This window comes from Oerskovia paurometabola (genome assembly GCF_016907365.1).
GTDB lineage: Bacteria > Actinomycetota > Actinomycetes > Actinomycetales > Cellulomonadaceae > Oerskovia > Oerskovia paurometabola.
The window spans coordinates 2,167,820-2,193,993 of record NZ_JAFBBV010000001.1; the positions used below are offsets into that span (position 1 = coordinate 2,167,820).

At 72.4% G+C, this 26,174-nt stretch carries 21 protein-coding genes; 20 read left to right on the plus strand and 1 reads right to left on the minus strand.

What is annotated here, in order from left to right; genetic code table 11:
* The 5 genes from prcB to hisF all read left to right on the plus strand — a co-directional run bounded on the left by prcB (position 1) and on the right by hisF (position 4,934).
* On the plus strand, positions 1-1,002 hold the full coding sequence (prcB, locus tag JOD48_RS09700; protein WP_204808777.1) for a proteasome subunit beta: 1,002 nt from the start codon (positions 1-3) through the stop codon (positions 1,000-1,002).
* Positions 999-1,739 (plus strand): proteasome subunit alpha, encoded by a 741-nt coding sequence (prcA, locus tag JOD48_RS09705; protein ID WP_191791294.1) that lies wholly within the window; start codon positions 999-1,001, stop codon positions 1,737-1,739. The genes prcB and prcA overlap by 4 nt, the downstream gene beginning before the upstream one ends.
* Positions 1,729-3,090 (plus strand): Pup--protein ligase, encoded by a 1,362-nt coding sequence (gene pafA / locus JOD48_RS09710; protein ID WP_204808780.1) that lies wholly within the window; start codon positions 1,729-1,731, stop codon positions 3,088-3,090. Before prcA ends, pafA begins: the two co-directional genes overlap by 11 nt.
* A gap of 149 nt (positions 3,091-3,239) precedes the next feature.
* Complete coding sequence (locus JOD48_RS20145; protein ID WP_204808782.1) at positions 3,240-4,160, plus strand: FKBP-type peptidyl-prolyl cis-trans isomerase; 921 nt, start codon at positions 3,240-3,242, stop codon at positions 4,158-4,160.
* Between the two features lie 3 nt (positions 4,161-4,163).
* Positions 4,164-4,934, plus strand: coding sequence for an imidazole glycerol phosphate synthase subunit HisF (gene hisF, locus JOD48_RS09720; protein WP_204808784.1), 771 nt, complete (start codon positions 4,164-4,166; stop codon positions 4,932-4,934).
* A 41-nt stretch (positions 4,935-4,975) separates the two neighbouring features.
* On the opposite strand, the gene JOD48_RS09725 is transcribed toward hisF, so the two are convergent.
* Positions 4,976-5,713: a TIGR03085 family metal-binding protein gene (locus tag JOD48_RS09725; protein WP_191791290.1), complete on the minus strand. Its 738-nt coding sequence runs from the start codon at positions 5,711-5,713 to the stop codon at positions 4,976-4,978.
* Between the two features lie 296 nt (positions 5,714-6,009).
* Here JOD48_RS09725 and JOD48_RS09730 point away from each other — a divergent pair, with 296 nt between their 5' ends.
* From JOD48_RS09730 to pyk, 15 genes are all read left to right on the plus strand, one after another.
* Positions 6,010-7,935 carry an ABC transporter ATP-binding protein gene (locus JOD48_RS09730; RefSeq protein WP_204810515.1) on the plus strand — a complete coding sequence of 642 codons (1,926 nt, stop codon included), beginning with the start codon at positions 6,010-6,012 and terminating at the stop codon, positions 7,933-7,935.
* A gap of 146 nt (positions 7,936-8,081) precedes the next feature.
* Positions 8,082-9,848: an ABC transporter ATP-binding protein gene (locus JOD48_RS09735; protein ID WP_191791396.1), complete on the plus strand. Its 1,767-nt coding sequence runs from the start codon at positions 8,082-8,084 to the stop codon at positions 9,846-9,848.
* Between the two features lie 128 nt (positions 9,849-9,976).
* Complete coding sequence (hisI, locus tag JOD48_RS09740; protein WP_307824294.1) at positions 9,977-10,396, plus strand: phosphoribosyl-AMP cyclohydrolase; 420 nt, start codon at positions 9,977-9,979, stop codon at positions 10,394-10,396.
* A complete protein-coding gene (locus JOD48_RS09745; protein ID WP_307824079.1) occupies positions 10,393-11,979 on the plus strand; it encodes an anthranilate synthase component I in 1,587 nt (528 codons plus the stop codon). Before hisI ends, JOD48_RS09745 begins: the two co-directional genes overlap by 4 nt.
* Positions 11,976-12,707 carry a Trp biosynthesis-associated membrane protein gene (locus JOD48_RS09750; RefSeq protein WP_204808788.1) on the plus strand — a complete coding sequence of 244 codons (732 nt, stop codon included), beginning with the start codon at positions 11,976-11,978 and terminating at the stop codon, positions 12,705-12,707. The genes JOD48_RS09745 and JOD48_RS09750 overlap by 4 nt, the downstream gene beginning before the upstream one ends.
* Before the next feature lie 79 nt (positions 12,708-12,786).
* Complete coding sequence (locus JOD48_RS09755; RefSeq protein ID WP_191791288.1) at positions 12,787-13,062, plus strand: HGxxPAAW family protein; 276 nt, start codon at positions 12,787-12,789, stop codon at positions 13,060-13,062.
* Between the two features lie 134 nt (positions 13,063-13,196).
* Positions 13,197-13,793, plus strand: coding sequence for a DUF4190 domain-containing protein (locus JOD48_RS19895; protein WP_204808790.1), 597 nt, complete (start codon positions 13,197-13,199; stop codon positions 13,791-13,793).
* A gap of 41 nt (positions 13,794-13,834) precedes the next feature.
* On the plus strand, positions 13,835-14,290 hold the full coding sequence (locus JOD48_RS09765; RefSeq protein ID WP_191791286.1) for a DUF2752 domain-containing protein: 456 nt from the start codon (positions 13,835-13,837) through the stop codon (positions 14,288-14,290).
* A 195-nt stretch (positions 14,291-14,485) separates the two neighbouring features.
* Positions 14,486-15,298, plus strand: a complete 813-nt coding sequence (gene trpC / locus JOD48_RS09770; protein WP_191791285.1) for an indole-3-glycerol phosphate synthase TrpC — start codon at positions 14,486-14,488, stop codon at positions 15,296-15,298.
* A gap of 47 nt (positions 15,299-15,345) precedes the next feature.
* A complete protein-coding gene (gene trpB, locus JOD48_RS09775) occupies positions 15,346-16,602 on the plus strand; it encodes a tryptophan synthase subunit beta (RefSeq protein WP_191791284.1) in 1,257 nt (418 codons plus the stop codon).
* On the plus strand, positions 16,599-17,462 hold the full coding sequence (gene trpA, locus JOD48_RS09780; RefSeq protein ID WP_191791283.1) for a tryptophan synthase subunit alpha: 864 nt from the start codon (positions 16,599-16,601) through the stop codon (positions 17,460-17,462). Before trpB ends, trpA begins: the two co-directional genes overlap by 4 nt.
* Positions 17,463-17,467: 5 nt before the next feature.
* Positions 17,468-18,379 carry a prolipoprotein diacylglyceryl transferase gene (lgt, locus tag JOD48_RS09785; RefSeq protein ID WP_225227231.1) on the plus strand — a complete coding sequence of 304 codons (912 nt, stop codon included), beginning with the start codon at positions 17,468-17,470 and terminating at the stop codon, positions 18,377-18,379.
* A 141-nt stretch (positions 18,380-18,520) separates the two neighbouring features.
* On the plus strand, positions 18,521-23,080 hold the full coding sequence (gene gltB, locus JOD48_RS09790; RefSeq protein WP_191791281.1) for a glutamate synthase large subunit: 4,560 nt from the start codon (positions 18,521-18,523) through the stop codon (positions 23,078-23,080).
* Complete coding sequence (locus JOD48_RS09795; protein ID WP_191791280.1) at positions 23,073-24,539, plus strand: glutamate synthase subunit beta; 1,467 nt, start codon at positions 23,073-23,075, stop codon at positions 24,537-24,539. Before gltB ends, JOD48_RS09795 begins: the two co-directional genes overlap by 8 nt.
* 118 nt (positions 24,540-24,657) lie before the next feature.
* Positions 24,658-26,082 (plus strand): pyruvate kinase, encoded by a 1,425-nt coding sequence (gene pyk / locus JOD48_RS09800; protein WP_191791279.1) that lies wholly within the window; start codon positions 24,658-24,660, stop codon positions 26,080-26,082.
* Positions 26,083-26,174 lie beyond the last annotated feature (92 nt).

The following is a 26,174-nucleotide window of genomic DNA, read 5'->3' on the forward strand; positions in this document are numbered from 1 at the left end:
ATGACCATGGACTTCTCCGGGCGTCTGCCGCACGCCTTCACCACGCCGGGCTCGTCCTCCTTCGTGGAGTTCCTCGCGAGCCACGCCCCCGACCTCCTGCCGTCCGCGCGGGCCGCTGCCGCGGGCTCCGCCGCCGCCGGCCACGGCGCTGTCGGCGCGCAGCTCGCCCCGCACGCCACGACGATCGTCGCGCTGACCTTCGGGAACCCCGGGTCGCTGGGGGCGGGGGTCGTCATGGCGGGGGACCGCCGCGCCACGATGGGGTCGATGATCGCCAACCGCGAGATCGAGAAGGTCTTCCCGGCCGACGAGTTCTCCGCGGTGGGCATCGCGGGGACCGCGGGCATCGCGGTCGAGCTCGTGCGACTCTTCCAGCTCGAGCTCGAGCACTACGAGAAGATCGAGGGCGCGCTGCTGTCGCTCGACGGCAAGGCGAACCGGCTCTCGACCATGATCCGGGCGAACCTCGGCCTGGCCATGCAGGGCCTGGCCGTCGTCCCGCTGTTCGCGGGCTACGACCTGGACCGCGGGTTGGGGCGCATCTTCTCCTACGACGTCACGGGCGGACGGTACGAGGAGCGCGACCACCACAGCGTGGGGTCGGGCTCGGTCTTCGCGCGCGGGTCGCTCAAGAAGCGCTGGCACCCGGGGCTCGACCCCGCCGACGCGGTCCACGTGGCCGTCGAGGCCCTGTACGACGCGGCCGACGACGACTCGGCCACGGGCGGACCGGACGCGGTCCGTCAGATCTGGCCCGTCGTGGTCACCGTGACCGCTGAGGGGTACCGCCGGGTCCCGGACGACGAGCTCGCGGCGGTCGCGGCGCGGATCGTCGCGGAGCGCACCGAGGCGGCCGACGGAAACCGTGCGGCGCGCGTGCGCATCGCACGCCCCACCGCCGGCCTCGCCCCGGAGCCGCCGGGGGTCCCGCCCGACCTGCCGGACCCCACCGACCACGCCGGCCCGACCGACCAGGCGCACGAGGGAGGTGACGCACGATGAGCATGCCGTTCTACGTCTCGCCCGAGCAGCTCATGAAGGACCGGGCAGACTTCGCGCGCAAGGGCATCGGCCGGGGTCGTTCGGTCGTCGTGCTCGCGTACGACGAGGGCATCGCGTTCGCGACGCACAACCCGTCCCGGTCGTTGCACAAGATCTCGGAGATCTACGACCGCATCGCGTTCGCGGCGGTCGGCAAGTACAACGAGTTCGAGAACCTGCGCGTCGCGGGCGTGCGGTACGCGGACCTGCGCGGCTACTCGTACGACCGGTCCGACGTGAACGCGCGCGGACTCGCGAACGCGTACGCGCAGACGCTCGGCACGGTCTTCACGACCGAGTCCAAGCCGCTCGAGGTCGAGCTGGTCGTGGCCGAGGTCGGGCCGAGCCCGTCCCAGGACCAGATCTACCGCCTGTCCTACGACGGGTCCGTCGCGGACGAGACCGGCTTCGTCGTCATGGGCGGTCAGGCCGAGCAGCTGGGCCGGGACCTGGGCGAGGCCTGGCACCCCGGCATGACGCTCCCCGAGGTGCTGCGCCTCGCGGTCGCGACGCTCGGCGGCGCGGGGGCCCACGACGCCCGCGACGCGCTCGAAGGGGCGGAGGCGATCCCCCCCAGCCAGCTCGAGGTCGCGGTCCTCGACCGCACCCGCCCCCGCCGCGCGTTCCGCCGCCTGACCGGCGCGGTGCTGGCCGGGTTGCTCGAGGAGATGCCCGAGGAGGCTCCGGATGGACCGTAGGATCTTCGGTCTCGAGACCGAGTACGGCGTGACCTGCGCCTCGGACGACGGCCGCGGCCTGTCCGCGGACGAGGTCGCGCGCTACCTGTTCCGCAAGGTCGTGGCGTGGGGCCGGTCGTCGAACGTCTTCCTGCGCAACGGCTCGCGCCTCTACCTCGACGTCGGCTCCCACCCCGAGTACGCGACGGCCGAGTGCGACGACGTCCGCCAGCTCGTGGCGTACGACCGTGGCGGCGAGCGCATCCTGGAGGGCCTCGTGGCCGACGCCCAGGAGCGGCTCGAGCACGAGGGCCTGCCGGGACGCATCCACTTGTTCAAGAACAACACCGACTCGGCGGGCAACTCCTACGGGTGCCACGAGAACTACCTCGTGCGGCGCCAGGGCGACTTCGCGCGCCTGTCGGACGTGCTGGTGCCGTTCCTCATCACGCGTCAGGTGCTCACGGGGGCCGGGAAGATCCTCGCGACACCACGTGGCGCGATCTACGCCCTGTCGCAGCGTGCGGACCACATCTGGGAGGCCGTCTCGAGCGCCACCACGCGCTCGCGCCCCATCATCAACACGCGCGACGAGCCGCACGCCGACGCCGAGTCCTACCGGCGCCTGCACGTCATCGTCGGAGACTCGTCGATGGCGGAGACCACGACGATGCTCAAGGTCGGGGCGACGGACCTGATCCTGCGCATGATCGAGGCAGGGGTCCCGATGCGGGACATGGCCCTCGAGAACCCGATCCGTGCCATCCGCGAGATCAGCCACGACATGACCGGCAAGCACCCCGTGCAGATGGCGAACGGGCGCACCGTGACGGCCGTGGACCTGCAGGGCGAGTACCTGCAGCGGGTCAAGGAGTTCGTCGACGCGAACGGGACCCCCACGCCGGTCGTGAAGCAGGTCCTGGACCTGTGGGAGCGCGGGCTGCGCGCCCTGGAGACCGACGACCTGTCGCTTGTGGACCGTGAGCTGGACTGGGTCATCAAGCTCAAGATCCTGCGCCGTTACCAGGAGAAGCACGGCCTCGAGCTCGACGACCCGCGCATCGCGCGCCTGGACCTGGCCTACCACGACATCTCGCGGACCGACGGGCTGTACAACATGCTCGCGGCGCGCGGCATGGTCGAGCGCATCACGACGGACCTCGAGGTCTTCGAGTCGACCGCGATCCCGCCGCAGACCACTCGGGCCAAGCTGCGCGGAGACTTCGTGCGCAAGGCCCAGGAGGCCAGGCGTGACTACACGGTCGACTGGGTACACCTCAAGCTCAACGACCAGGCGCAGCGGACCGTGCTGTGCAAGGACCCGTTCCAGAACGTCGACGAGAGGGTCGAGCGGCTCATCGAGTCCATGTGACGTCGGCCCGCCGCGCCGCGACGAGCCCGCCGCGGCGCACCGACCCGGGCCGGCTGCGCGTGCCGCTCGCGGACCGGACACGAGCGGGGACGGGGTACTGCCACCGTTAGGGTGGTGGCACCCCGCCCCCGTTCGTCCTGAGGAGTTCCGTGCGCCGCCAGCACCACTGGTCGTCCGTCGTCGTCGCCGTGGTGCTCGCACTGACCACCACGGCCTGCTCGGAGCTGCCGGAGCGCGGCGAGTCGTCCGCGAACACCGAGGTCACGGTCTCGGGCATGATCGGGGACCCGCCCGTCGTCGAGTTCCAGCAGCCCCTGAGCGTCCCCGAGGAGCGCGGCGTGGTCGTCGTCCCGGGGACGGGCGCGGAGCTCGTCGAGGGCCAGGACGTCCTCCTCAACATGTACGCGCTCGACGGGCGCGACGCGACCGTGCTCCAGAACACCTACACCGACGCCCCGACCTCCCTGGTCCTGACGGACGCGGAGGCCGGGTCGGAGATCGTCGACCTCCTGGTCGGGCAGCGCGTCGGGGCGCGCGTGATGTACCTCGAGGAGGCGAACGACGTCCCCCTGGTCCTCGTCATCGACGTGCTCCCGACCCGTGCCTCTGGCGAGGAGATCCCCGCGGTCGAGGGGCTGCCCGGGGTGGCTCTCGACGAGAACGGCGCGCCGACGGTGACGATCCCTGCGGACACCGCCCCTCCGGGGGACCTGGTCGTCCAGCCGCTGGTCCGGGGCGGCGGGGTCCAGGTCGAGGCCGGGCAGGTGATCACGGTCCGCTTCACGGGGGTCGCCTGGTCGTCGGGCGAGGTCTTCGACTCGAACTGGGTCGAGGGCACCAAGCCGGCGTCGACCATGATCGGCATCGGGCAGATCATCGAGGGGTGGGAGCGCGGGCTCCTGGAGCAGAGCGTCGGCAGCCAGGTCCTGCTCGTCGTCCCGCCCGAGCTCGCCTACGCGGGGACGGGGCGGGCCTACGCGGACGAGACGCTCGTGTACGTGGTGGACATCCTGGACGCGCACTTCCCGGTCATCGACGAGACGCCGGGCCAAGAAACGGAAGGTCAGTAGCTCATGTCGGTCACGGTCCGTGTCATCCCTTGCCTGGACGTCGACGCAGGACGCGTCGTGAAGGGCGTCAACTTCGAGAACCTGCGCGACGCGGGCGACCCGGTCGAGCTCGCGGCGCGCTACGACGCGGAGGGGGCGGACGAGATCACGTTCCTCGACGTCTCGGCCTCGTCGGGCAACCGGGAGACCACCTACGACGTGGTGCGCCGCACGGCGGAGCAGGTCTTCGTGCCGCTCACGGTCGGCGGGGGCGTGCGCACGACAGACGACGTCGACAAGCTGCTGCGTGCGGGGGCGGACAAGGTCGGGGTCAACACCGCGGCGATCGCGCGCCCCGAGCTCGTCGCGGAGATCGCCGACCGGTTCGGCAGCCAGGTCCTGGTGCTCTCGGTCGACGCGCGGCGCGTCACCGGCGAGGTGCGGACGCCGTCGGGCTTCGAGGTCACGACGCACGGCGGGCGCCGGGGGACCGGGATCGACGCGGTCGAGTGGGCCGTGCGCGCGGCGGAGCTGGGCGCGGGCGAGATCCTGCTGAACTCGATGGACGCCGACGGCACGACCGGCGGCTTCGACCTCGAGATGTTCGGTGCGGTGCGTTCCGAGGTGACGGTCCCGCTCATCGCGAGCGGTGGAGCGGGCACCCCGGAGCACTTCGCGCAGGCCGCGCACGCCGGCGCGGACGCCGTCCTGGCCGCGAGCGTGTTCCACTTCCGGACCCTGACGATCGGTGACGTCAAGGCGCACATGCGCGAGGCCGGCCTGCTGGTCCGGTGAGACCGTGACGTCCTGAGCGTTGCCCGACGGCGGCGCGCGCCTCAGCGCGGCCCGGGCACCGCCGTGTCGAGCGCCTCGACGTCGGTCGCGTCGCCCTGGAACGCGACCCCGGCGTGGCGCCCGCGGCCGAACGCGTGGAGCACGAGCTCGCCCACCTGGCCCGTCACGACGACGGTGCCGTGGAGGCGGCCGTCCTCGGCCGGACGCGACGGGGGCGCCTTGACCGCCAGGCGCTGCCCGCCGGGGACGACGAGCACGACCCCCACGGGGGACCGGCGGAAGAACAGCGGCGCCGCGCGGCGGAGCTGGGCCCAGAGCGCGTCCCGCAGGCCGGGCGGCAGGTCGCGGGCGCGCCCGTCCGAGGGGTTCGTGCCGCTGGTGCCGCCGTCCGTCCCGGAGTCACCCGGCCCCGCGTCCCACGTGCCGCGTCGCGCGTCCTCGGTGTGCACGAAGTACTCGGCGAGGTTGACGAGGTCCCCGGCCCAGGACCACGGGCTCCAGGCGGCGGGCGGCTGCTCGACGCGGGCCAGGAGCGCTGCGTACCCGCCGGGCTCGAGCGCGGTCGCGGCGAGCTCCTGGAGGTGGCGATCGGACCAGCCGTGCAGCGGCCCGCCGTTCGCACCGGCCTGCGTCCAGGGCTGGTGCTCGCGCAGGATCACGTGTGCCGCGAGGTGGCGCGTGCGCCATCCCTCGCAGAGGGTCGGGGCGTCGGGGCCTGCCTGGGTGAGGGCGTGGACGAGAGCGGCTCGCTCGTGGGCGTGCCAGGCGGTGGGCTGCATCCGGCCATGCTCGCACGAGCACGCCGTGTCCCGTGTGAGAAGATCGTGCCAACCCCCACGAAAGACGAGGATCGTCCGTGTCCGCGCGACGGAGCACCCCCACGAACACCACGCCCCGGCCCCAGGACGCGCGCACCGACGCTGCGCCCGGCCGGTCGGAGCCCACCCACCCGCACTCCGGCGCACCCGCAGGGTCAACCGGGCAGGCAGCGTCCCCTGCGCCCGCACCGTCGTCGGCGTCGAGCACGCGCCGCCACGCCCTGACCGGGTCGCGCACGCGACGCTCGCTCCAGCTCATGGGGCGCGGCATGCGGTCCGAGTGGCGCATCTACATCCTCGCGATCGGGGCCTCCGCGCTGTTCGGAGCGACGACCGTGGGCATCAGCCTCGCGGTCGGCCGGGTCACCGACGAGGTCGTCGTCCCGGCCCTCGCGGGGGACACCGACGCCCGGGGCGACCTGTGGCTCGCGGGGCTCGTGCTGGTGGGCATCGCCGTGACGCTCGCGCTCACGGTCGCGGGGCGGCGCATCTTCGCGGGCTACGGCTACGCGAACATCCAGGCGAGGCACCGCACGGCCGTCACGCACCAGTACCTGCGCCTGCCCATGTCGTGGCACCGGAGCCATCCGGCCGGGCAGCTCCTGTCGAACGCCAACTCGGACGTCGAGGCCGCGACGGGTGTGTTCAACCCGTTGCCCTTCGCCCTGGGCGTCGTCGTGATGATCGGCGTGTCCGCGGTCATGCTGTTCCGCATCGACGTGTGGCTCGCGTGCGCCGCGCTGATCGTCATCCCGGTCGCGGTCGCGGTCAACGTGGTCTTCCAGAAGTACATGTCGCCCGCGATCACGCACGCGCAACAGCTGCGTGCCGAGGTCTCCGACGTCGCGCACGAGAGCTTCGAGGCCGCGCTGCTCGTCAAGTCGCTGGGCACCGAGGCGCGCGAGGAGCGGCGCTTCGCGGCGCGCACCGACGAGCTGCGCGCTGCCAACGTCCGCGTGGGCGTGGTCCGCGCGTTCTTCGACCCGGTCATCGAGCTCCTGCCCTCGCTGGGCACGCTCCTGGTCCTGGGGGTCGGAGCCGCCCGCGTGTCGGCCGGTGCGGTCGACACGGGCGAGATCGTGACGGCGGCGTACCTGCTGACGATCATGGCCGTCCCGGTCCGTGCGTTCGGGTGGGTCCTGGGTGAGCTGCCGCGCGCGCTCGTGGGCTACGAGCGCATCGCGAGCGTGCTCGACGCCCCGGGCATCCCGGTCGCGGGGGCGCAGCGCCTGCCTGCCGCGACGCGGGGCGCGCACGTGCGCTTCGAGGACGTGGGCGTCGACGTCCGCGCGGGTGGTCGTGACGTGACCCTGCTCGACGGCGTGGAGCTCGACCTGGCACCCGGGCGCACGATCGCGGTCGTCGGGCCGACGGGCGCTGGCAAGACCACGCTGGTGTCCCTGCTCGCCCGCCTCTCGGACCCCACGCGTGGCCGGGTCCTGATCGACGGTGTCGACGTGCGCGACGCGCTCGCGGCCGACCTCACGCGTCAGGTCGCTCTCGTCGCGCAGTCCACGTTCATCTTCGAGGACACGGTCCGCTCCAACGTGACGCTCGCGGACGAGGGCGTCGGCCCGACCGACGAGCAGGTGTGGGACGCGCTGCGCCTGGCCAAGGTCGACGACGTCGTCTCGCGCCTGCCCGGCGGCCTCGACTCGCCGCTGGGCGAGCGGGGCTCGAACCTGTCGGGCGGGCAGCGCCAGCGGCTAGCGATCGCGCGCGCCCTGGTGCGGTCCCCGCGCCTGCTGGTCCTCGACGACGCGACCTCCGCCGTCGACCCGCGCGTCGAGCAGCAGATCCTCGCCGGGCTGCGGGGCGACGGCCCGACGGGCGCGGCCGCGCAAGGCCCGACGGCGGAGCACCCCACGGTCGTCATGGTCGCCTACCGCATGTCGAGCGTCGCGCTCGCGGACCAGGTGGTCCACGTCGAGTCGGGCCGGGTCGTCGACGTCGGGACGCACGACGAGCTGCTCGCTCGCGACGCCGGCTACCGCGACCTGGCCATGGCCTACCAGCGCGAGGCCGAGCGCCGCGCGGAGGCCGACGAGCTCGACGGCGACCTGCCGGCCGGGCGCGACGAGCACGACCGGGGGGACGAGCAGCGCGAGGAGATCGAACGCTGCGAGCAGGAGGAGACCGACGAGATCGTGCGTCACGCCGAGGAAGGGACGGTGACCGAGTGAGCACCGCGACCACCACCGAGCCCCGCGAGCGCCGCCGCCGGGGCCGCACCACGAAGCCCGAGGTCGTCGTCGAGGACGCGACCGGCGCACGGATCGCCTCGGCGAGCTCGCTGGGCGTCTTCGCGACGCTGCGCAAGGGCGTCCAGATGTCCCCGGAGATCCTCCAGGGCGTGTGGATCACCCTGCTCCTGGCCGTCGCGGCAGCGCTGGGGCGCATCGTCGTCCCGATCGCGGTCCAGCAGACCGTCGACAGCGGCATCATGGCCCCTGGCGGACCCGACACGAGCCGCGTGACGCTGCTCGTGGGGCTCGCGGCCCTCGTCCTGGTGGTCGCGGGCCTGTGCTCGGCGCTCGTCAACGTGCGCCTGTTCCGTTCGACCGAGGCCGGGCTGGCGAGCCTGCGCGTGCGCGCGTTCCGGCACGTGCACGACCTGTCGGTCCTCACGCAGAGCACCGAGCGGCGCGGGGCCCTGGTCTCGCGCGTCACGAGCGACGTCGACACCATCTCGCTGTTCGTCCAGTGGGGCGGCATCATGCTGCTCGTCTCGGTGCTGCAGATCGGTGCCGCCACGATCCTCATGGCGTTCTACTCGTGGCAGCTCACGCTGCTCGTGTGGGCGTGCTTCGTGCCGCTCTTCCTGATCCTGCGTCCCGCCCAGAAGCACGTGAACGCCGCGTACACCGCGCTGCGCGAGCGGGTCGGCGCGATGCTCGGCGCCATCTCGGAGTCGGTCGTGGGCGCCGAGACGATCCGCGCGTACGGCGTCGGGGAGCGTACCGGGCGCCGCATCGACGCGGCCGTCGAGAGCACGCGCACGGGCATGGTCCGAGCGCAGAAGCTCGTCTCGACGGTCTTCTCGAGCGGCGTGCTCGTGGCGAACCTGGTCCTGGCCGTCGTCGTGGTCGTGGGCACCCTCCTGGGCATCGACGGGTCGATCACCGCGGGCAAGCTCCTCGCTTTCCTGTTCCTCGTCCAGCTCTTCACGGGACCCGTGCAGATGGCGACCGAGATCCTCAACGAGCTCCAGAACGCGGTCGCGGGCTGGCGCCGGGTCCTCGCGGTCGTCGAGACCCCGATCCAGGTCGTCGACAAGGGGGAGCAGGGCGTGCGCTCGCCGCGCGGGCCGGCCCACGTGACCCTGGAGGACGTGCGCTTCGCCTACCCGGACGGCCCCGAGGTCCTGCACGGCGTGGACCTGGACTTCCCGGCCCGCACGTCCGTCGCGGTCGTCGGCGCCACGGGTTCGGGCAAGACCACGATCGCCAAGCTCGTGACGCGCCTCATGGACCCGACGTCGGGCGCCGTCCGGCTCGACGGCGTGGACCTGCGCGACCTGTCGGCCGCGAGCCTGCGCGAGCGCGTGGTCCTCGTGCCGCAGGAGGGCTTCCTGTTCGACGGGACGCTCGCCGAGAACATCGCGTACGGCGTGCGGGACGCGTCCGAGCCCGGAGGCCGGCCGACGGGGGAGACCTCCGCGCAGGCCGCCACCCGGCACGCCGGGCGCATCGACGCGGCGGTCGCCGAGCTCGGCCTGACCGACTGGGTCGCGGACCTTCCGCACGGGCTGGGCTCCGCCGTCGGGCAGCGGGGTGAGGCGCTGTCCGCGGGGGAGCGGCAGCTCGTCGCGATCACGCGCGCCTACCTGGCCGAGGCCGACCTGCTCGTGCTGGACGAGGCGACCTCGGCCGTGGACCCCGCGACCGAGGTGCGCATCGCGCGCGCCCTCGACTCGCTCACGGCCGGTCGCAGCACCATCACGATCGCGCACCGGCTCTCGACCGCCGAGGCCGCCGACCTCGTGGTCGTGGTCGACGCGGGGCACGTGGTCGAGGTCGGCCCGCACGCCGAGCTCGCGGCCGCGGGCGGCGTCTACGCGTCGATGCACGCGTCCTGGGTCGCGCAGACCCGATGAGCACCGGGGAGGTCGGTGGGACGGCCGAGGCGCGGACCGCGGACGAGGGGACCCGGGGGATCTGGCAGGATTCTCGGGTGCCCCAGAACGCAGCCCCGACCGCAGACCAGCCCGTCCCTGCGGACAAGATCTCCGGCGAGACGTCCGCCGCCGCTCCCGCCGCGCTGCCCGCGACCCTCGCCGCGCGCCTCAAGCGCGACGTCGACGGCCTCGTCGCGGCGATCGTCCAGCAGCACGACACCGGTGAGGTGCTCATGCTCGGCTGGATGGACGACGAGGCGCTGCGTCGCACCCTGACGTCGGGCCGGGTCACGTTCTGGTCGCGCTCCCGGCAGGAGTACTGGCGCAAGGGCGACACGTCGGGCCACGCGCAGTGGGTCAAGTCCGTCGCGATCGACTGCGACGGCGACGCGCTGCTCGTCCGCGCCGACCAGGTCGGCGCAGCGTGCCACACGGGTGCCCGCACCTGCTTCGAGGCGGGCGGGGACCTGGGCGCCGTCGTCGGGAACCGCCCCGAGACCGAGACCTCCGAGGAGAAGACGCAGTGACCGGACCGTCCCCCGTGACCAGCACGCCCGTCCCCGTGGTGCCCGCCGCGGGCCTGCCGTGGGGCGAGACCTGGCCCACGGTCGAGGGGTTCCGTGCGCTCGCGTCGTCGCGCCGCGTGGTCCCGGTGGTCCGCCGCCTCCTGGCCGACGACGTCACGCCCGTGGGCCTGTACCGCACCCTCGCGCAGGGACGCCCGGGCACGTTCGTCCTGGAGTCCGCCGAGGTCGACGGCTCCTGGGCGCGCTACTCGTTCGTGGGCGTGGCCTCGCGCGCGACCCTGACCGCGCGCGACGGCCAGGCCGTGTGGACGGGCGACGTCCCCGCGGGCGTCCCGACGTCCGGGGACGTCGTCGACGTGCTCGAACGGACGCTCGACGCGCTGCGCACCCCCGCGATCGACGGTCTGCCGCCCCTCACGGGTGGGCTCGCGGGCGCCCTGGGGTGGGACGTCGTCCGCCACTGGGAGCCCACGTTGCCCGCGAACGCGCCCGACGAGCTGGGCGTCCCCGAGGTCACGCTGTGCCTCGCGACCGACCTCGCGGTCGTGGACCACCGCGAGGGCAGCGTGTGGCTCGTGGCCAACGCCATCAACTTCGACGACACCGACGAGCGCGTCGACGAGGCCTACGCCGATGCCGTGGCGCGCCTCGACCGGATGCAGGGCGAGCTCGTCGCCGGCACCGGCCGCGGGTCCTCGACCGCGGTCGTGGCGGACGTCCCCGAGCCCGAGCTCGAGTTCCGCTCGACGCGCGAGGAGTTCGAGGACGCCGTGCTCGCGGGCAAGGAGGCCATCCGCGAGGGCGAGGTCTTCCAGATCGTCATCTCCCAACGGCTCGACCTCGACTGCCCGGCCCCACCGCTCGACGTCTACCGGGTTCTGCGGACCATCAACCCGAGCCCGTACATGTACTACTTCCAGCTCACGGACGCCGACGGGGCGGACTTCGCCGTGGTCGGGTCGAGCCCCGAGACGCTCGTCAAGGTCGACGACGGGCACGTGGTCACGTTCCCCATCGCGGGATCGCGGCCGCGTGGCACGACGCCCGAGCAGGACGTCGCGCTGGGGGAGGAGCTGTTGGCCGACCCCAAGGAGCGGGCCGAGCACATCATGCTCGTCGACCTCTCGCGCAACGACCTCGTGAAGGTCTGCGACCCGGCCTCGGTCGAGGTCGTCGAGTTCATGGCCACCAAGCGGTTCAGCCACATCATGCACCTGTGCTCGACCGTCGTCGGGACGCTGCGCGAGGGCGCACGGGCGCTCGACGTGCTCCGCGCCACGTTCCCCGCGGGCACGCTCTCGGGAGCGCCCAAGCCGCGCGCGATCGCCCTGATCGACGAGCTGGAACCCGCCTCGCGCGGCATCTACGGCGGGACCGTGGGCTACTTCGACTTCGACGGCAACATGGACATGGCCATCGCGATCCGCACGGCCCTGATCCGCGACGGACGCGCGAGCGTCCAGGCGGGCGGCGGGATCGTCGCCGACTCGGTGCCCGCGCTGGAGTACGAGGAGTCGCGCAACAAGGCGGCCGCCGCGGTGCGCGCCGTCCAGCTCGCCGCGCGCCTGCGGAGCCTGTCGTGACCGCGGCGTCCGGGGCCGCAGGAGGAGCAGGAGCCGGGACCGGTGGGTCCTCCGCGGCCGCCCGGCAGCCGCGTTCGTGGCGCCTGGCGCGTCGCAGCGCGATCCTCCTGCTGCTCGTGCTCGGCGGCGGCGCCCTCGCGGCCGCCGCACCCACCTGGCTGCGCACCACGGGGGCCACGCCCCTGGACCCGGACGTCCTGGTCCACGTCGCCGGCACCTCGGCCGCGCCGGGCGTCGGCGCGGGGGCGCTGGTCGTCGTGGCCAGCGCGCTGGCCCTCGGTCTCGTCGGTCGGATCGGTCGCTGGCTCGTGCTCCTGGTCACCGCAGCGAGCGGGGTCGTCGTCGCGGCGTCGGCCGCCGCGATCCTGCGCGACCCCACGCAGGCCGCCCGGACGGCGGTCGCCGAGGCGACCGGCGTGACGGACATGACGAGCGACATCGTCCTGACGCCGTGGCCCTACGTCGCCTGCGCGGTGGGCGTGCTCGTGGTCCTGGTGGCCCTCTGGACCGCCGTCTCGTCGCCGTCGTGGGGGCGTGTCTCCAACCGCCACGAGATCGTCCGCCCCGGGAGCGCGTCGTCGGGCACGACGGACCGCCCGGAGGCTTCGTCGACCGCGTCTGCGGGCGCCACGGCGGACGACGCCGCCGACCCCTCGGAGGGTGACGAGCCGGACGAGCAGGAGACGTGGGACTCGCTGACCCGCGGCGAGGACCCCACCGACCGCTGAACATCACGTCCTGCCAGCAGGAACAGACCGACCCGCGTCCGATAGGCTGGGCGCACATCTTGACGAAAGGCACATCCCCATGGCCGAGAAGCCGCAGACCACCGAGATCTCCTACCTGCCGCCGTCGGCACCTCCCACGAACCACGGGCACACCGTCGCGGCCTGGTTCACCATGATCGGCATCATCGTGGGCGCGGTCGTCGCAGGTGTCGCCGTCGCGATGGCCCAGGTGTGGCTCTTCTGGGTCGGCATGGTCGTCGTCGCCCTCGCCCTCGTCGGCGGTGGCGTGCTGCGCAACATGGGGTACGGCCAGCCGAAGCCCGGGGTCGCGCCCCGGACGACGACGCAGCACTGACCCCCCGGGCGAGAGCCCGGACGTGCCTCCACGCGCCGCGCACCATCTCCGGTGCGTGGCGCGTGCCGTACCACCGGCAGCAGACCCGGCATCGATCGGGCCGCGCAGCCGTCTCGTAGAGAGCAGGTCGCACCATGAGCTACCCACCCACCCCCCCGAACGACCCCTACCGCCCCGAGGGCGAGCAGCCCGGTGGCGAGCCGGTGGAGCCGCACGCCTCGGGGCAGACGCCCCCACCGGCTCCCGGGCACCCCGGCTACCCGACCTACCCCGGGCAGCCTGCGCAGCCCGGGTCGCCCTACGCGACGCCGACGGGGCAGCCTGCCCCGGGGCCGGTGCCCGGCGGCGAGCAGGGCGGTTACTCGTACCCGCCGCCCGTGCAGCCGCCCTACGGCGCACCCGCGCAGGCCCCGTACGGAGCCTCGCCGTACCCCGCTCCGGGGGGCTACGGCTACTTCCCCCGCAACGACCTGGGCATCTGGGCCCTCGTGCTGGGCATCGCGTCGTTCGTGCTGTCCTGCGGGTTCCTCACGGGCATCCCCGCCATCATCGTCGGCACGAAGGCCAAGCGCGCGGTCGAGGCCGGCGAGGCGAACAACGGCGGGCTCGCGCAGGCGGGTGTCATCCTCGGCTGGGTCGCGTCGGCGCTGTCGGTGCTCGTGATCGTCTTCTTCGTGATCGCGCTGGCGTTCGGGCTGGCGAACGCCGAGTTCGACTCGACGTACTACTGACGAGACCGACGAGCGGTGCGGGACGAGCGGGGAGCGCGGCGATGACGAGACCACCGGTGTCACCGGCTCCGTCGACGACGGCTCTCGCCGAGGCAGGCCGGCCGAGCAGGAGCGCCCTGCGCACGTCCCTCGCGGTCGGGGCGGGCGTGGCGGCAGGCACCGTCCTCCTCGCTCTCGTGGACCCGCACCAGGGTGGCTACCCGCTGTGCCCGCTGCTCGCCCTCACCGGGTGGGCGTGCCCTGCGTGCGGGGGCCTGCGCGCGACGCACGACCTCGCGACGGGAGACCTCGCGGGGGCGTGGGCCATGAACCCGCTCTGGGTGCTGGTCGTGCCGTTCCTCGTCGTCGCCTGGGCCCTGTGGGTCCGGCGGGCGTGGCGCGGCACGACCGCGAGGGCGGTCCCGCCGTGGGTCGGGGTCGTCGGGCTCGTGGTCCTCGTCGGGTTCGGGATCGCGCGGAACGTCCCCGTGATGGCACCGTTCCTGGGCCCGGTCTGAGGTCCTGGCAGGGGTGCGGGGCACGTCTCGCGGGGTGACACGTGTCCCTGGTCACTCTCGGGCGGCTCTACGATGGCAGGTATCTCCCTGTCAATGGTTCGCGGAGAGATGCTGCGGGTGACCCGTCACGGTCCCCGCGGACACGCGCGAGCCTCAGGTGGCACGGAGTCGACGACGAGCACGGGGAGATATCACATGACGGTTCTGGAGGACATCGTCGCGGGAGTCCGCGAGGACCTTGCGGAGCGCCAGGCGAGGACGACCCTGGACGAGCTGAAGGAGCGCGCCTCGCGTGTGCACGGGGCGCTCGACTGCATCAGCCGCCTCAAGGCCGAGGACGCCGTCGCCGTGATCGCCGAGGTCAAGCGTTCGAGCCCCAGCAAGGGTGACCTGGCGGCCATCGCCGACCCCGCGTCGCTCGCCTCGGAGTACGAGAAGGGCGGCGCTGCCGTCATCTCGGTGCTCACCGAGCAGCGGCGTTTCAACGGCAGCCTCGCGGACCTCGACGCCGTGCGGGGAAAGGTCGACATCCCGGTCCTGCGCAAGGACTTCGTCGTCACTCCCTACCAGGTCTGGGAAGCCCGCGCGCACGGGGCGGACCTCGTCCTGCTCATCGTCGCGGCCCTCGAGCAGACGGTCCTGACGTCGCTCGTCGAGCGCGTCCACTCGCTCGGCATGACGGCCCTCGTCGAGGTGCACACGCTCGACGAGGTCTCGCGCGCGATCGACGCGGGTGCCCGTGTCATCGGCGTCAACGCTCGCGACCTCAAGACGCTCGAGGTCGACCGCACGACCTTCGCGCGGCTCGCTCCGGCGATCCCCGACGAGTACGTGCGCATCGCGGAGTCCGGGGTGCGCGGACCGCACGACGTCATGGACTACGCCCGCTCCGGCGCGCACGCCGTCCTCGTGGGCGAGGCCCTCGTCACGGACGCCGCGCCCCGTGCGTCGGTCGCCGACCTCGTCGCGGCGGGCTCGCACCCGTCCCTGTGGTCCGTCCGACACTGAGCAAGCCCCCGACACCCCCAGATCCCGTACCGAGGAGGTCAGGCCGCGTGCCCGACGCAACACGTTCCCTGCAGGACCAGCAGGGCCCCTACTTCGGGGACTTCGGCGGACGCTTCGTCCCGGAAGCCCTGATCGCCGCTCTCGACGAGCTCGAGGCCGAGTACCGCAAGGCCGTCGTCGACCCGACCTTCCAGGAGGAGCTGGCCCGGCTGCACCGCGAGTACACCGGACGCCCCAACCCCCTCACGGAGGTGCCCCGCTTCGCGGAGCACGCCGGGGGCGCGCGCGTCTTCCTCAAGCGCGAGGACCTCAACCACACCGGCTCGCACAAGATCAACAACGTGCTCGGCCAGGCGCTGCTCGTCAAGCGCATGGGCAAGAAGCGTGTCATCGCGGAGACCGGCGCAGGGCAGCACGGAGTGGCCACGGCGACCGCCGCGGCGCTCATGGACCTCGAGTGCGTCGTCTACATGGGCGAGGAGGACACCGAGCGCCAGGCGCTGAACGTCGCGCGCATGCGCCTGCTCGGTGCGACGGTCGTCCCGGTCACGATCGGCTCACGCACCCTCAAGGACGCGATCAACGAGGCGCTGCGCGACTGGGTCGCCAACGTCGACACCACGCACTACCTGCTGGGCACCGTCACCGGGCCGCACCCGTTCCCGGAGATGGTCCGCGACTTCCACCGCATCATCGGTGAGGAGGCGCGTGCACAGATCCTCGACCGGATCGGGCGCCTGCCCGACGCGCTCGCCGCGTGCGTGGGCGGGGGGTCGAACGCGCTGGGCCTGTTCAACGCGTTCCTCGACGACGAGGACGTCGCGCTCTACGGCTTCGAGGCCGGGGGAGAGGGCGTCCCGACCGGCAAGCACGCCGCCCGGTTCAGCGGTGGCGCCCCGGGCGTGCTGCACGGCGCACGCTCCTACCTCATGCAGGACGAGGACGGGCAGACGCTTCCCAGCCACTCGATCTCCGCAGGGCTCGACTACCCGAGCGTCGGGCCGGCCCACTCGTGGCTCCACGACCTGGGCCGGGCGACGTACGAGCCCGTGACCGACGTCGAGGCCATGGAGGCCTTCCGCCTCCTGTGCCGCACCGAGGGCATCATCCCCGCGATCGAGTCGGCGCACGCGCTGGCCGGTGCGCTGCGGATCGGCCGCGAGGCGCAAGCCGCGGGCAAGGAGGACACCGTGATCCTGGTGAACCTCTCGGGCCGCGGGGACAAGGACGTCGCGACCGCGGCGCGGTGGTTCGACCTGATCGACGCGGACACCGTGGTCGACGGCGAAGGGAGCAGCCTGTGAGCGGGACCGTCGGGGGCGTCCGCGCCCCCCACGCGACGTCGGCGCGGATCGACGAGCTGGCGGCGGAGGGGCGTGCCGCGCTCGTCGGCTACCTGCCCGTCGGCTACCCGAGCGTCGAGGGGACGGTCCAGGCCGCGACGGCGCTGGTCGAGTCCGGGGTCGACATCATCGAGCTCGGCCTGCCGTACACGGACCCCGTCATGGACGGACCGGTCATCCAGCGCGCGGTCGAGCACGCGCTCGCGGGCGGCACGCGCGTGCGTGACGTCTTCACCGCCGTCGAGGCCGTGGCCGCGCTCGGGGTCCCCGTGCTCGTCATGACCTACTGGAACCCCGTGCTGCGCTACGGCGTCGAGGCCTTCGCCCGCGACCTGGCTGCCGCCGGGGGAGCCGGGCTCATCACGGCCGACCTCATCCCGGACGAGGCCGGCGAGTGGATCGCCGCCGCGGACGCGCACGGCCTCGACAAGGTGTTCCTCGTCGCGCCGAGCTCGACCCCCGAGCGCCTGCGCCTGACGGCGGCCGCGTCGCGCGGCTTCGTCTACGCAGCCTCGACCATGGGTGTGACCGGAGTCCGCGCCGAGGTCGGCAGCAGGGCCGAGGAGCTGGTCGCCGCGACCCGCGCCGCGGGGGGCGAGCACGTGTGCGTGGGGCTCGGCGTCTCGACGGCCGCGCAGGCCGCGCAGGTCGGTCGCTACGCCGACGGCGTGATCGTCGGCTCGGCCTTCGTCCGTCCGCTCCTCGGTGACGAGCCGTGGGAAGAGCGCCTCGAGAACCTGCGCGCTGTCACCCGCGACCTGGCGGAGGGGGTCCGCACGGCTCGCACCGCCGACGGGACCACCGGGCAGGTGACGGCGTGAACGGGCTGGTCTCCGCCGTCGGGCCCGTGGTCGCCTCGATCCCCAGCCCCTCCGAGCACACCTGGTACATCGGACCCTTCCCGCTGCGCGCCTACGCGCTCGCCATCCTCGCGGGCATCGCCGTCGCGGTGTGGCTCACGCGCAAGCGGTGGGTCGAGCGTGGTGGCGACGCCGACGACGTCCTCGAGATCGCGTTCTGGGCCGTGCCCTTCGGGATCGTCGGCGGGCGCCTGTACCACGTCATCTCCTCTCCCGACGCGTACTGGGGCCCGGACGGCGACCCCCTCAAGGCCCTGCGCATCTGGGACGGGGGCCTCGGGATCTGGGGCGCGATCGCCCTGGGGGCCGTGGGCGCCTACATCGGGTGCCGCCGCCAGAAGGTGAGCTTCCCGGCGTTCGCGGACGCGCTCGCCCCGGGCCTCCTGCTCGCCCAGGCGATCGGGCGGCTGGGCAACTGGTTCAACCAGGAGCTCTTCGGCAGCCCGACCACGCTCCCGTGGGGGCTCGAGGTCGACCCGAGCATCGCCGACTACGTGTGCAGCAACGCAGGCCTGACCTGCGGGGCCGGGACGCTGTTCCACCCGACCTTCCTCTACGAGATGCTGTGGAACGTCGCGGCGGCCTTCCTGCTCATGTACCTCGACCGTCGCTTCAGGCTGGGTCACGGTCGGGTATTCTGGCTGTACGTTCTCTTCTACACGCTTGGCCGCGTGTGGATCGAGATGCTACGCATCGACGACGCCGAGCTGGTGCTCGGTCTCCGACTGAACGTCTGGACCTCCATCCTGGTCGGAGTCGGTGCGTTGATAGCGTTTATCGTTGTCGGGCGCCGAAACCCAGGGCGCGAAGAGACAGTATCGCTCGATGCTGCGGAGCCCGAGCAGGCAGATGCTGCCAGACCCGACCCAGGTCGCTGAAGCATCCGTCTTTTCATAGGCGAACCCGCTGGACAACCATCCAGCAGGTTCAGTCATGTCCGTTGGGCCGATGAAGTCCCACAATCCCCCAAGTTGGATCAAAGCCCGGCCCATGGCCGGGCGCCTGTGAGGACGGTGTTGATGACCACGCCGCTGCACCGGGCTGCTGCGCCTACGGCACAGGGCCTGTACGACCCTGTGGCCGAGCACGACGCGTGCGGTGTCGCCTTCGTGGCGACGCTCCGCGGCACACCCGGACGCGACATCGTTGACGCGGGGCTCACGGCCCTGCTCAACCTGGACCACCGCGGCGCCGTCGGCGCCGAGGAGAACAGCGGTGACGGGGCAGGCATCCTGACCCAGATCCCCGACGCCTTCGTGCGGGACGTCGTCGACGTCGAGCTTCCGCCCGCGGGCCACTACGCGATCGGTATGGCCTTCCTGCCGCAGGACCCTGTGGCTGCGGCCGAGGCGGTCCGGCAGGTCGAGGCCATCGCGGCCGAGGAGAAGCTCGTCGTCCTCGCCTGGCGCGACGTGCCCGTGACCGCGGACCTCGTCGGGCCGAGCGCGCGCGCCTCGATGCCGACGTTCCGCCAGCTCGTGGTCGCCGACCTGACCCGCGAGCTGTCCGGCCTCGAGCTGGACCGTCGGACGTACCGCCTGCGCAAGCGTGCCGAGCACGAGCTGGGGCTGTTCTTCGCGTCGCTGTCCTCGCGCACGCTCACCTACAAGGGCATGCTGACCGTCGCGCAGCTCGAGCCGTTCTTCCCGGACCTCTCGGACCCGCGCTACGCGAGCGAGCTGGTCCTGGTGCACTCGCGCTTCTCGACCAACACGTTCCCGTCGTGGCCGCTGGCCCAGCCGTTCCGCATGATCGCGCACAACGGCGAGATCAACACGGTGCGGGGCAACCGCAACTGGATGGCCGCCCGCCAGGGCATGCTCGCGAGCGACAAGCTGGGCGACCTCGGTCCGCTGCTGCCGGTCTGCTCGGAGGGCTCGAGCGACTCCGCCAGCTTCGACGAGGTGCTCGAGCTGCTGCACCTGTCGGGCCGCTCGCTGCCGCACGCCGTCCTGATGATGGCCCCCGAGGCGTGGGAGAACCACACCGAGATGGACCCGGACCGTCGGGCCTTCTACGAGTACCACTCCACGCTCATGGAGCCGTGGGACGGCCCCGCGTGCCTCAACTTCACCGACGGCACCCTCATCGGCGCCGTGCTGGACCGCAACGGGCTGCGCCCGGGGCGGTACTGGGTGACCGAGGACGGCCTCGTCGTCCTGGCGTCCGAGGCCGGGGTCCTGGACCTCGACCCCGCCACGATCGTGCGCAAGGGCCGGCTCGAGCCGGGCCGCATGTTCCTCGTCGACACCGGCCAGGGCCGGATCATCGAGGACGAGGAGATCAAGGGGCAGCTCGCCGCGCAGCGTCCGTACGCGCAGTGGGTCGCCGACAACTCGGTCTACCTCGACCGCATGCCCGAGCGCGAGCACGTCGCGCACAGCCCCGCCTCGGTCCAGCGTCGCCAGCGGGCGTTCGGGTACACCGAGGAGGAGCTGCGGATCCTGCTCACCCCCATGGCGAGCACGGGCGCCGAGCCGCTCGGCGCCATGGGCACCGACACCCCCATCGCGGTGCTGTCGAGCCGTCCGCGGCTGCTGTTCGACTACTTCACGCAGATGTTCGCCCAGGTCACGAACCCGCCGCTCGACGCGATCCGCGAGGAGCTCGTGACGTCGATCGGCGGGGCGATCGGCCCCGAGCCGAACCTCCTGGACGACAGCCCGCTGCACGCCCGCAAGCTCATCCTGCCGTTCCCGGTGCTCGACAACGACGAGCTCGCGAAGATCCTGCGCGTCGACCGCGACCCGGCCCTCGAGGGCATCTTCCGGGCCGTGACCGTCAAGGGGCTCTATCCCGTCGGCGGCGGCGGCGAGGCGCTCCAGGAGCGCCTCGAGGAGATCTTCGCCGAGGTCGACCAGCACGTGGCCGAGGGCGCGAGCTTCATCGTGCTCTCCGACCGTGACTCGAACCAGGAGCTCGCGCCGATCCCGTCGCTGCTCCTGTCGAGCGCGGTGCACCACCACCTGCTGCGCCGTCACACGCGCACCCAGGTCTCGCTCGTGGTGGAGGCCGGTGACGTCCGCGAGGTGCACCACGTGGCCCTCCTGATCGGCTACGGCGCGGCTGCGGTCAACCCGTACCTCGCGATGGAGACCGTCGAGGACCTCGCCAAGTCGGGCTTCGTCACGGTCAGCCCCGAGCAGGCGGTGAAGAACCTCATCAAGGCGCTCGGCAAGGGCGTCCTGAAGGTCATGAGCAAGATGGGCATCTCGACCATCTCCTCGTACCGGGGTGCGCAGGTCTTCGAGGCCCTCGGGCTCTCGCACGAGCTCGTCGCGGACTACTTCGCCGGGACCACGAGCCGCCTCGGTGGCATCGGCCTCGACGTCCTCGCGGCCGAGGTCGCCGCACGGCACGCCGAGGCCTACCCGGCCTCGGGCAACCACCAGGCGCACGTCCGTCTCACCACGGGCGGCGAGTACCAGTGGCGCCGTGACGGCGAGGAGCACCTCTTCGACCCGGAGACGGTCTTCCGCCTGCAGCACGCGACGCGCGAGCGCCGGTACGACGTCTTCCGCCAGTACACCCAGCGGGTCGACGACCAGTCGACGCGTCTGATGACGCTGCGCGGGCTCCTGGAGTTCCAGGAGGGGCAGCGCCCCGCGCTGTCGGTCGACGAGGTCGAGCCGGTCAGCGAGATCGTCAAGCGCTTCAACACGGGCGCGATGTCCTACGGTTCCATCTCGGCCGAGACGCACGAGACCCTCGCGATCGCGATGAACCGCCTCGGCGGACGGTCGAACACGGGCGAGGGCGGGGAGGACTCCGAGCGCCTGTACGACCCGGAGCGTCGCTCGAAGGTCAAGCAGATCGCGTCGGGCCGCTTCGGCGTCACGTCCGAGTACCTGACCAACGCGGACGACATCCAGATCAAGCTCGCCCAGGGCGCCAAGCCCGGCGAGGGCGGTCAGCTGCCGGGACACAAGGTCTACCCGTGGGTCGCCAAGACGCGTCACTCGACGCCGGGCGTCGGGCTCATCTCCCCGCCGCCGCACCACGACATCTACTCGATCGAGGACCTGGCGCAGCTCATCCACGACGCCAAGAACGCGAACCCGTCGGCTCGCGTGCACGTCAAGCTCGTGAGCGAGTTCGGCGTGGGCACCGTGGCGACCGGTGTGTCCAAGGCGCACGCGGACGTCGTCCTCATCTCGGGGCACGACGGCGGCACGGGCGCCAGCCCGTTGACCTCGCTCAAGCACGCGGGCACCCCGTGGGAGCTCGGCCTGGCCGAGACCCAGCAGACGCTCGTGCTGAACAACCTGCGAGACCGCATCGTGGTCCAGGTCGACGGTCAGATGAAGACCGGGCGCGACGTCGTGATCGGTGCGCTGCTCGGCGCCGAGGAGTTCGGCTTCGCGACGGCGCCCATGGTCGTCTCGGGCTGCGTCATGATGCGCGTGTGCCACCTGGACACGTGCCCTGTCGGCGTCGCGACGCAGAACCCCGAGCTGCGGGCCCGCTTCACGGGCAAGCCGGAGTTCGTCGTGAACTTCTTCGAGTTCATCGCCGAGGAGGTGCGGGAGCACCTGGCCCGCCTCGGGTTCCGTTCGATCGAGGAGGCCGTCGGCCACGTCGAGGCGCTCGACACGCGCAAGGCGGTCGAGCACTGGAAGGCCCAGGGTCTCGACCTCGGGCCCGTGCTCGAGAAGCCGCAGCCGGTCGAGGGCTCGTCGCTGCGCAACACGACGACGCAGGACCACGGTCTCGAGCGCGCGCTGGACAACCAGCTCATCGCGCTGGCGACCGACGCGCTCGAGAACCGCGAGCCCGTGCGCATCGCCCTGCCGATCCGCAACGTCAACCGCACCGTGGGCACCATGCTGGGTCACGAGGTGACGAAGCGGTACCGCGGCGAGGGCCTGGCCGACGACACGATCGACGTCTCCCTCACGGGGTCGGCCGGTCAGTCGATGGGCGCGTTCCTGCCGCGAGGGATCACGCTGCGCCTGTTCGGCGACGCGAACGACTACGTCGGCAAGGGGCTGTCGGGCGGACGCATCATCGTCCGTCCGGACCGTGCTGCGGTCCTCACGGGGTCGAGCAACGTCGTCGCGGGCAACGTCATCGGCTACGGCGCCACGTCCGGGCAGATCTTCCTGCGCGGCCTGGTGGGCGAGCGCTTCGCGGTCCGTAACTCCGGTGCCACGCTCGTCGTGGAGGGCGTGGGCGACCACGGCCTGGAGTACATGACCGGCGGCTCGGTCGTGATCCTCGGTCCGACCGGACGCAACCTCGGCGCGGGGATGTCGGGAGGCACGGCCTACGTGCTCGACCTGCGCCCGCAGGCGATGAACACGACCGGGGTGTCCTCGGGCGAGCTGCTGCTCGACCCGCTCGACGACGCGGACGCCGCGCTCGTCGAGGGCCTGGTCCGGACGCACCTCGAGGAGACGGGCTCGACCGTCGCGGCCGAGCTGCTCGAGGACTTCGACGCGGCCCGCGCTCGCTTCACGCGCATCCTGCCGGCCGAGTTCGCCCGCGTGCGCAAGGCGCTCGCGCAGGCCGAGCTCGACGGTCTCGATCCTGCCGCCCCCGGCGTGTGGGACCAGATCTTGGAGGTGGCCCGTGGCTGATCCCCGCGGATTCCTGAAGGTGCGGGAGCGTGAGCTCCCGCCCAACCGCCCTGTCGAGGTCCGTCTGCGCGACTGGCGCGACGTCCACGAGCACCGTGTCGAGGGGCAGCCGTTCCTCAAGGAGCAGGCGGGCCGCTGCATGGACTGCGGCATCCCGTTCTGCCACCAGGGGTGCCCGCTCGGGAACCTCATCCCTGAGTGGAACGACCTGGTGTGGCGTGACCAGTGGGCCGAGGCCAGCGAGCGGCTGCACGAGACGAACAACTTCCCGGAGTTCACGGGGCGCGTGTGCCCGGCTCCGTGCGAGTCGAGCTGCGTGCTGGGCATCAACCAGCCGGCCGTGACGATCAAGAACGTCGAGGTCTCGATCATCGACGAGGCGTTCGCTCGAGGCTTTGTCACGCCGCACGTGCCCCAGCGCCTCACGGGCTCGACGGTCGCCGTCGTCGGGTCGGGGCCGGCGGGGCTCGCCGCGGCGCAGCAGCTCACGCGCGCCGGCCACACGGTCGTCGTGTACGAGCGTGACGCCGCGATCGGCGGCCTGCTGCGGTTCGGCATCCCGGACTTCAAGCTCGAGAAGACGCACATCGACCGCCGTCTCGCGCAGATGGAGGCCGAGGGCACGCGCTTCCGCGCGGGCGTGGAGATCGGCGTGGACATCACCTGGGACGAGCTGAGGCGCCGGTTCGACGCCGTCGTGCTCGCCACCGGTGCGACGATCCCGCGCGCGCTCCAGGTGCCGGGCAACGACCTGGACGGCGTGCACTTCGCGATGGAGTTCCTGCACCAGGCCAACACCGTGGTCGCGGGCGGGACGGTCGAGGACCAGATCGTCGCGACGGGCAAGAACGTCATCATCATCGGCGGTGGGGACACCGGTTCCGACTGCCTGGGCACCTCGCTCCGGCAGGGCGCGGCGAGCGTCACGACCCTCGCGATCGGCAAGCAGCCGCCGCGCGAGCGGGCCGCGAGCCAGCCCTGGCCGACCGACCCGATCCTGTTCGAGGTCTCGTCCTCGCACGAGGAGGGCGGCGAGCGCGCCTACCTGGCCTCGACCGTCGAGTTCCTCGCGGACGAGGACGGTCGGGTGCGCGCGCTGGTCGTCGCCGAGACCGAGTACCTCCCCGACGGCCGTCGTGTCCCGAAGGCCGGCACCGAGAAGGAGATCCCTGCCGATCTCGTGCTCGTGGCCATGGGCTTCACGGGGCCGGAGACGGACTCGCTCTCGGCGCAGTCCGACATCGAGCTGACGGCGCGCGGGCTCGTGGCGCGCGGCGACGACTTCGCGGCCACCGTGCCGGGTGTCTTCGTCGCGGGCGACGCCGGCCGGGGCCAGTCGCTCATCGTGTGGGCGATCGCCGAGGGTCGTGCCGCGGCGGCGTCGGTCGACGCGTACCTGCAGGGCAGCAGCGAGCTGCCCGCTCCGGTGCGCGCGTCGACCGTGTCGCTGAGAGCATGACAGGACAGTGAGACGCGCCCCGGAGTCCGGTCAGGACGTCGGGGTGGAGACGGGGCCCAGGCAGGGGCCCGAAGCGGTCCGGTTCCGCCGGACACGAAGGAACAACGAGGCTGGAGAAATGCGCAGAGCAAAGATCGTTTGCACCATCGGACCCGCGACCGAGTCGAAGGAGCAGCTCCGGGCGCTCGTCGACGCCGGGATGGACGTGGCGCGGATCAACCGCAGCCACGGCAGCGCCGAGGAGCACGCAGCCGTCTACCACGGCGTGCGCGAGGCCGCTGCGGCGTCGGGCCGTTCGGTCGCGGTGCTCGTCGACCTGCAGGGCCCCAAGATCCGCCTGGGCCGCTTCGGCGGCGACGAGAAGCACTGGCTCAACGAGGGTGACGTCTTCACCATCACGACCGAGGACGTCGTCGGCACCAAGGAGCTCGTCTCCACGACGCACAAGGGTCTGCCGGGCGACGCTCGCGTCGGTGACCCGATCCTCATCGACGACGGCAAGGTGCTCGTCCGCGTCACCGCCGTCGAGGGCCCGCGCGTCGTGACGCGCGTCGAGGTCGCAGGCCCCGTGTCGAACAACAAGGGCCTGAACCTCCCGGGCGTCGCGGTCTCCGTGCCGGCGCTGTCCGAGAAGGACCGCGACGACCTGCGCTGGGCGCTCCGCCTGGGCGCGGACATCATCGCGCTGTCGTTCGTCCGCTCCGCGGCGGACTTCGACGACGTCAAGGCGATCATGGACGAGGAGGGCCGCACGGTCCCCGTCGTCGCGAAGATCGAGAAGCCGCAGGCCGTCGAGAACCTCGCCGAGATCGTCGACGCGTTCGACGGCGTGATGGTCGCTCGTGGTGACCTCGCGGTCGAGCTCCCGCTCGAGCAGGTCCCGCTCGTGCAGAAGCGCATCGTCGAGATGGCTCGCCGCAACGCGAAGCCCGTCATCGTCGCGACGCAGGTGCTCGAGTCCATGACGAACTCGCCGCGCCCCACGCGCGCCGAGGCGTCGGACTGCGCGAACGCCGTCCTCGACGGGGCCGACGCCGTCATGCTCTCGGGCGAGACGAGCGTGGGCGAGTTCCCGATCCTCACGGTCGAGACGATGGCCCGCATCATCGAGGCGACCGAGGAGGCGGGCCGTGAGCGCATGGCTCCGCTCGGCTCGACGCCGCACACGCGTGGTGGCGCCATCACGCGCGCCGCTGCGGAGATCGGTGAGATCCTCGGGGCGAAGTACCTCGCGACGTTCACGCAGTCGGGGGACTCGGCTCGCCGCATGTCTCGTCTGCGTTCGTCGATCCCGCTGCTCGCGTTCACGCCGCGCGAGCACGTGCGCAACGTCCTGTCGCTCACGTGGGGCACCCAGACGTACCAGGTGCCCGAGGTGCACAACACCGACGCGATGGTCGGCCAGGTCGACACGACCCTGCAGGCCAACGGCCTGGCAGAGGTGGGCGACCTCGTGGTCGTCGTCTCCGGCGCCCCTGTGGGCCAGCCGGGCACGACGAACTCGATCCTCGTGCACCGGATCGGTGACAGCACGGACGTCTGATCCGCGCTGACCTCTGGTCGACGCAGGGCCCCGGTGGCCGGACGCGCTCCTCGCGCGTCCGGCCACCGGGGCCTCGTCGTTCCTGTCCGACG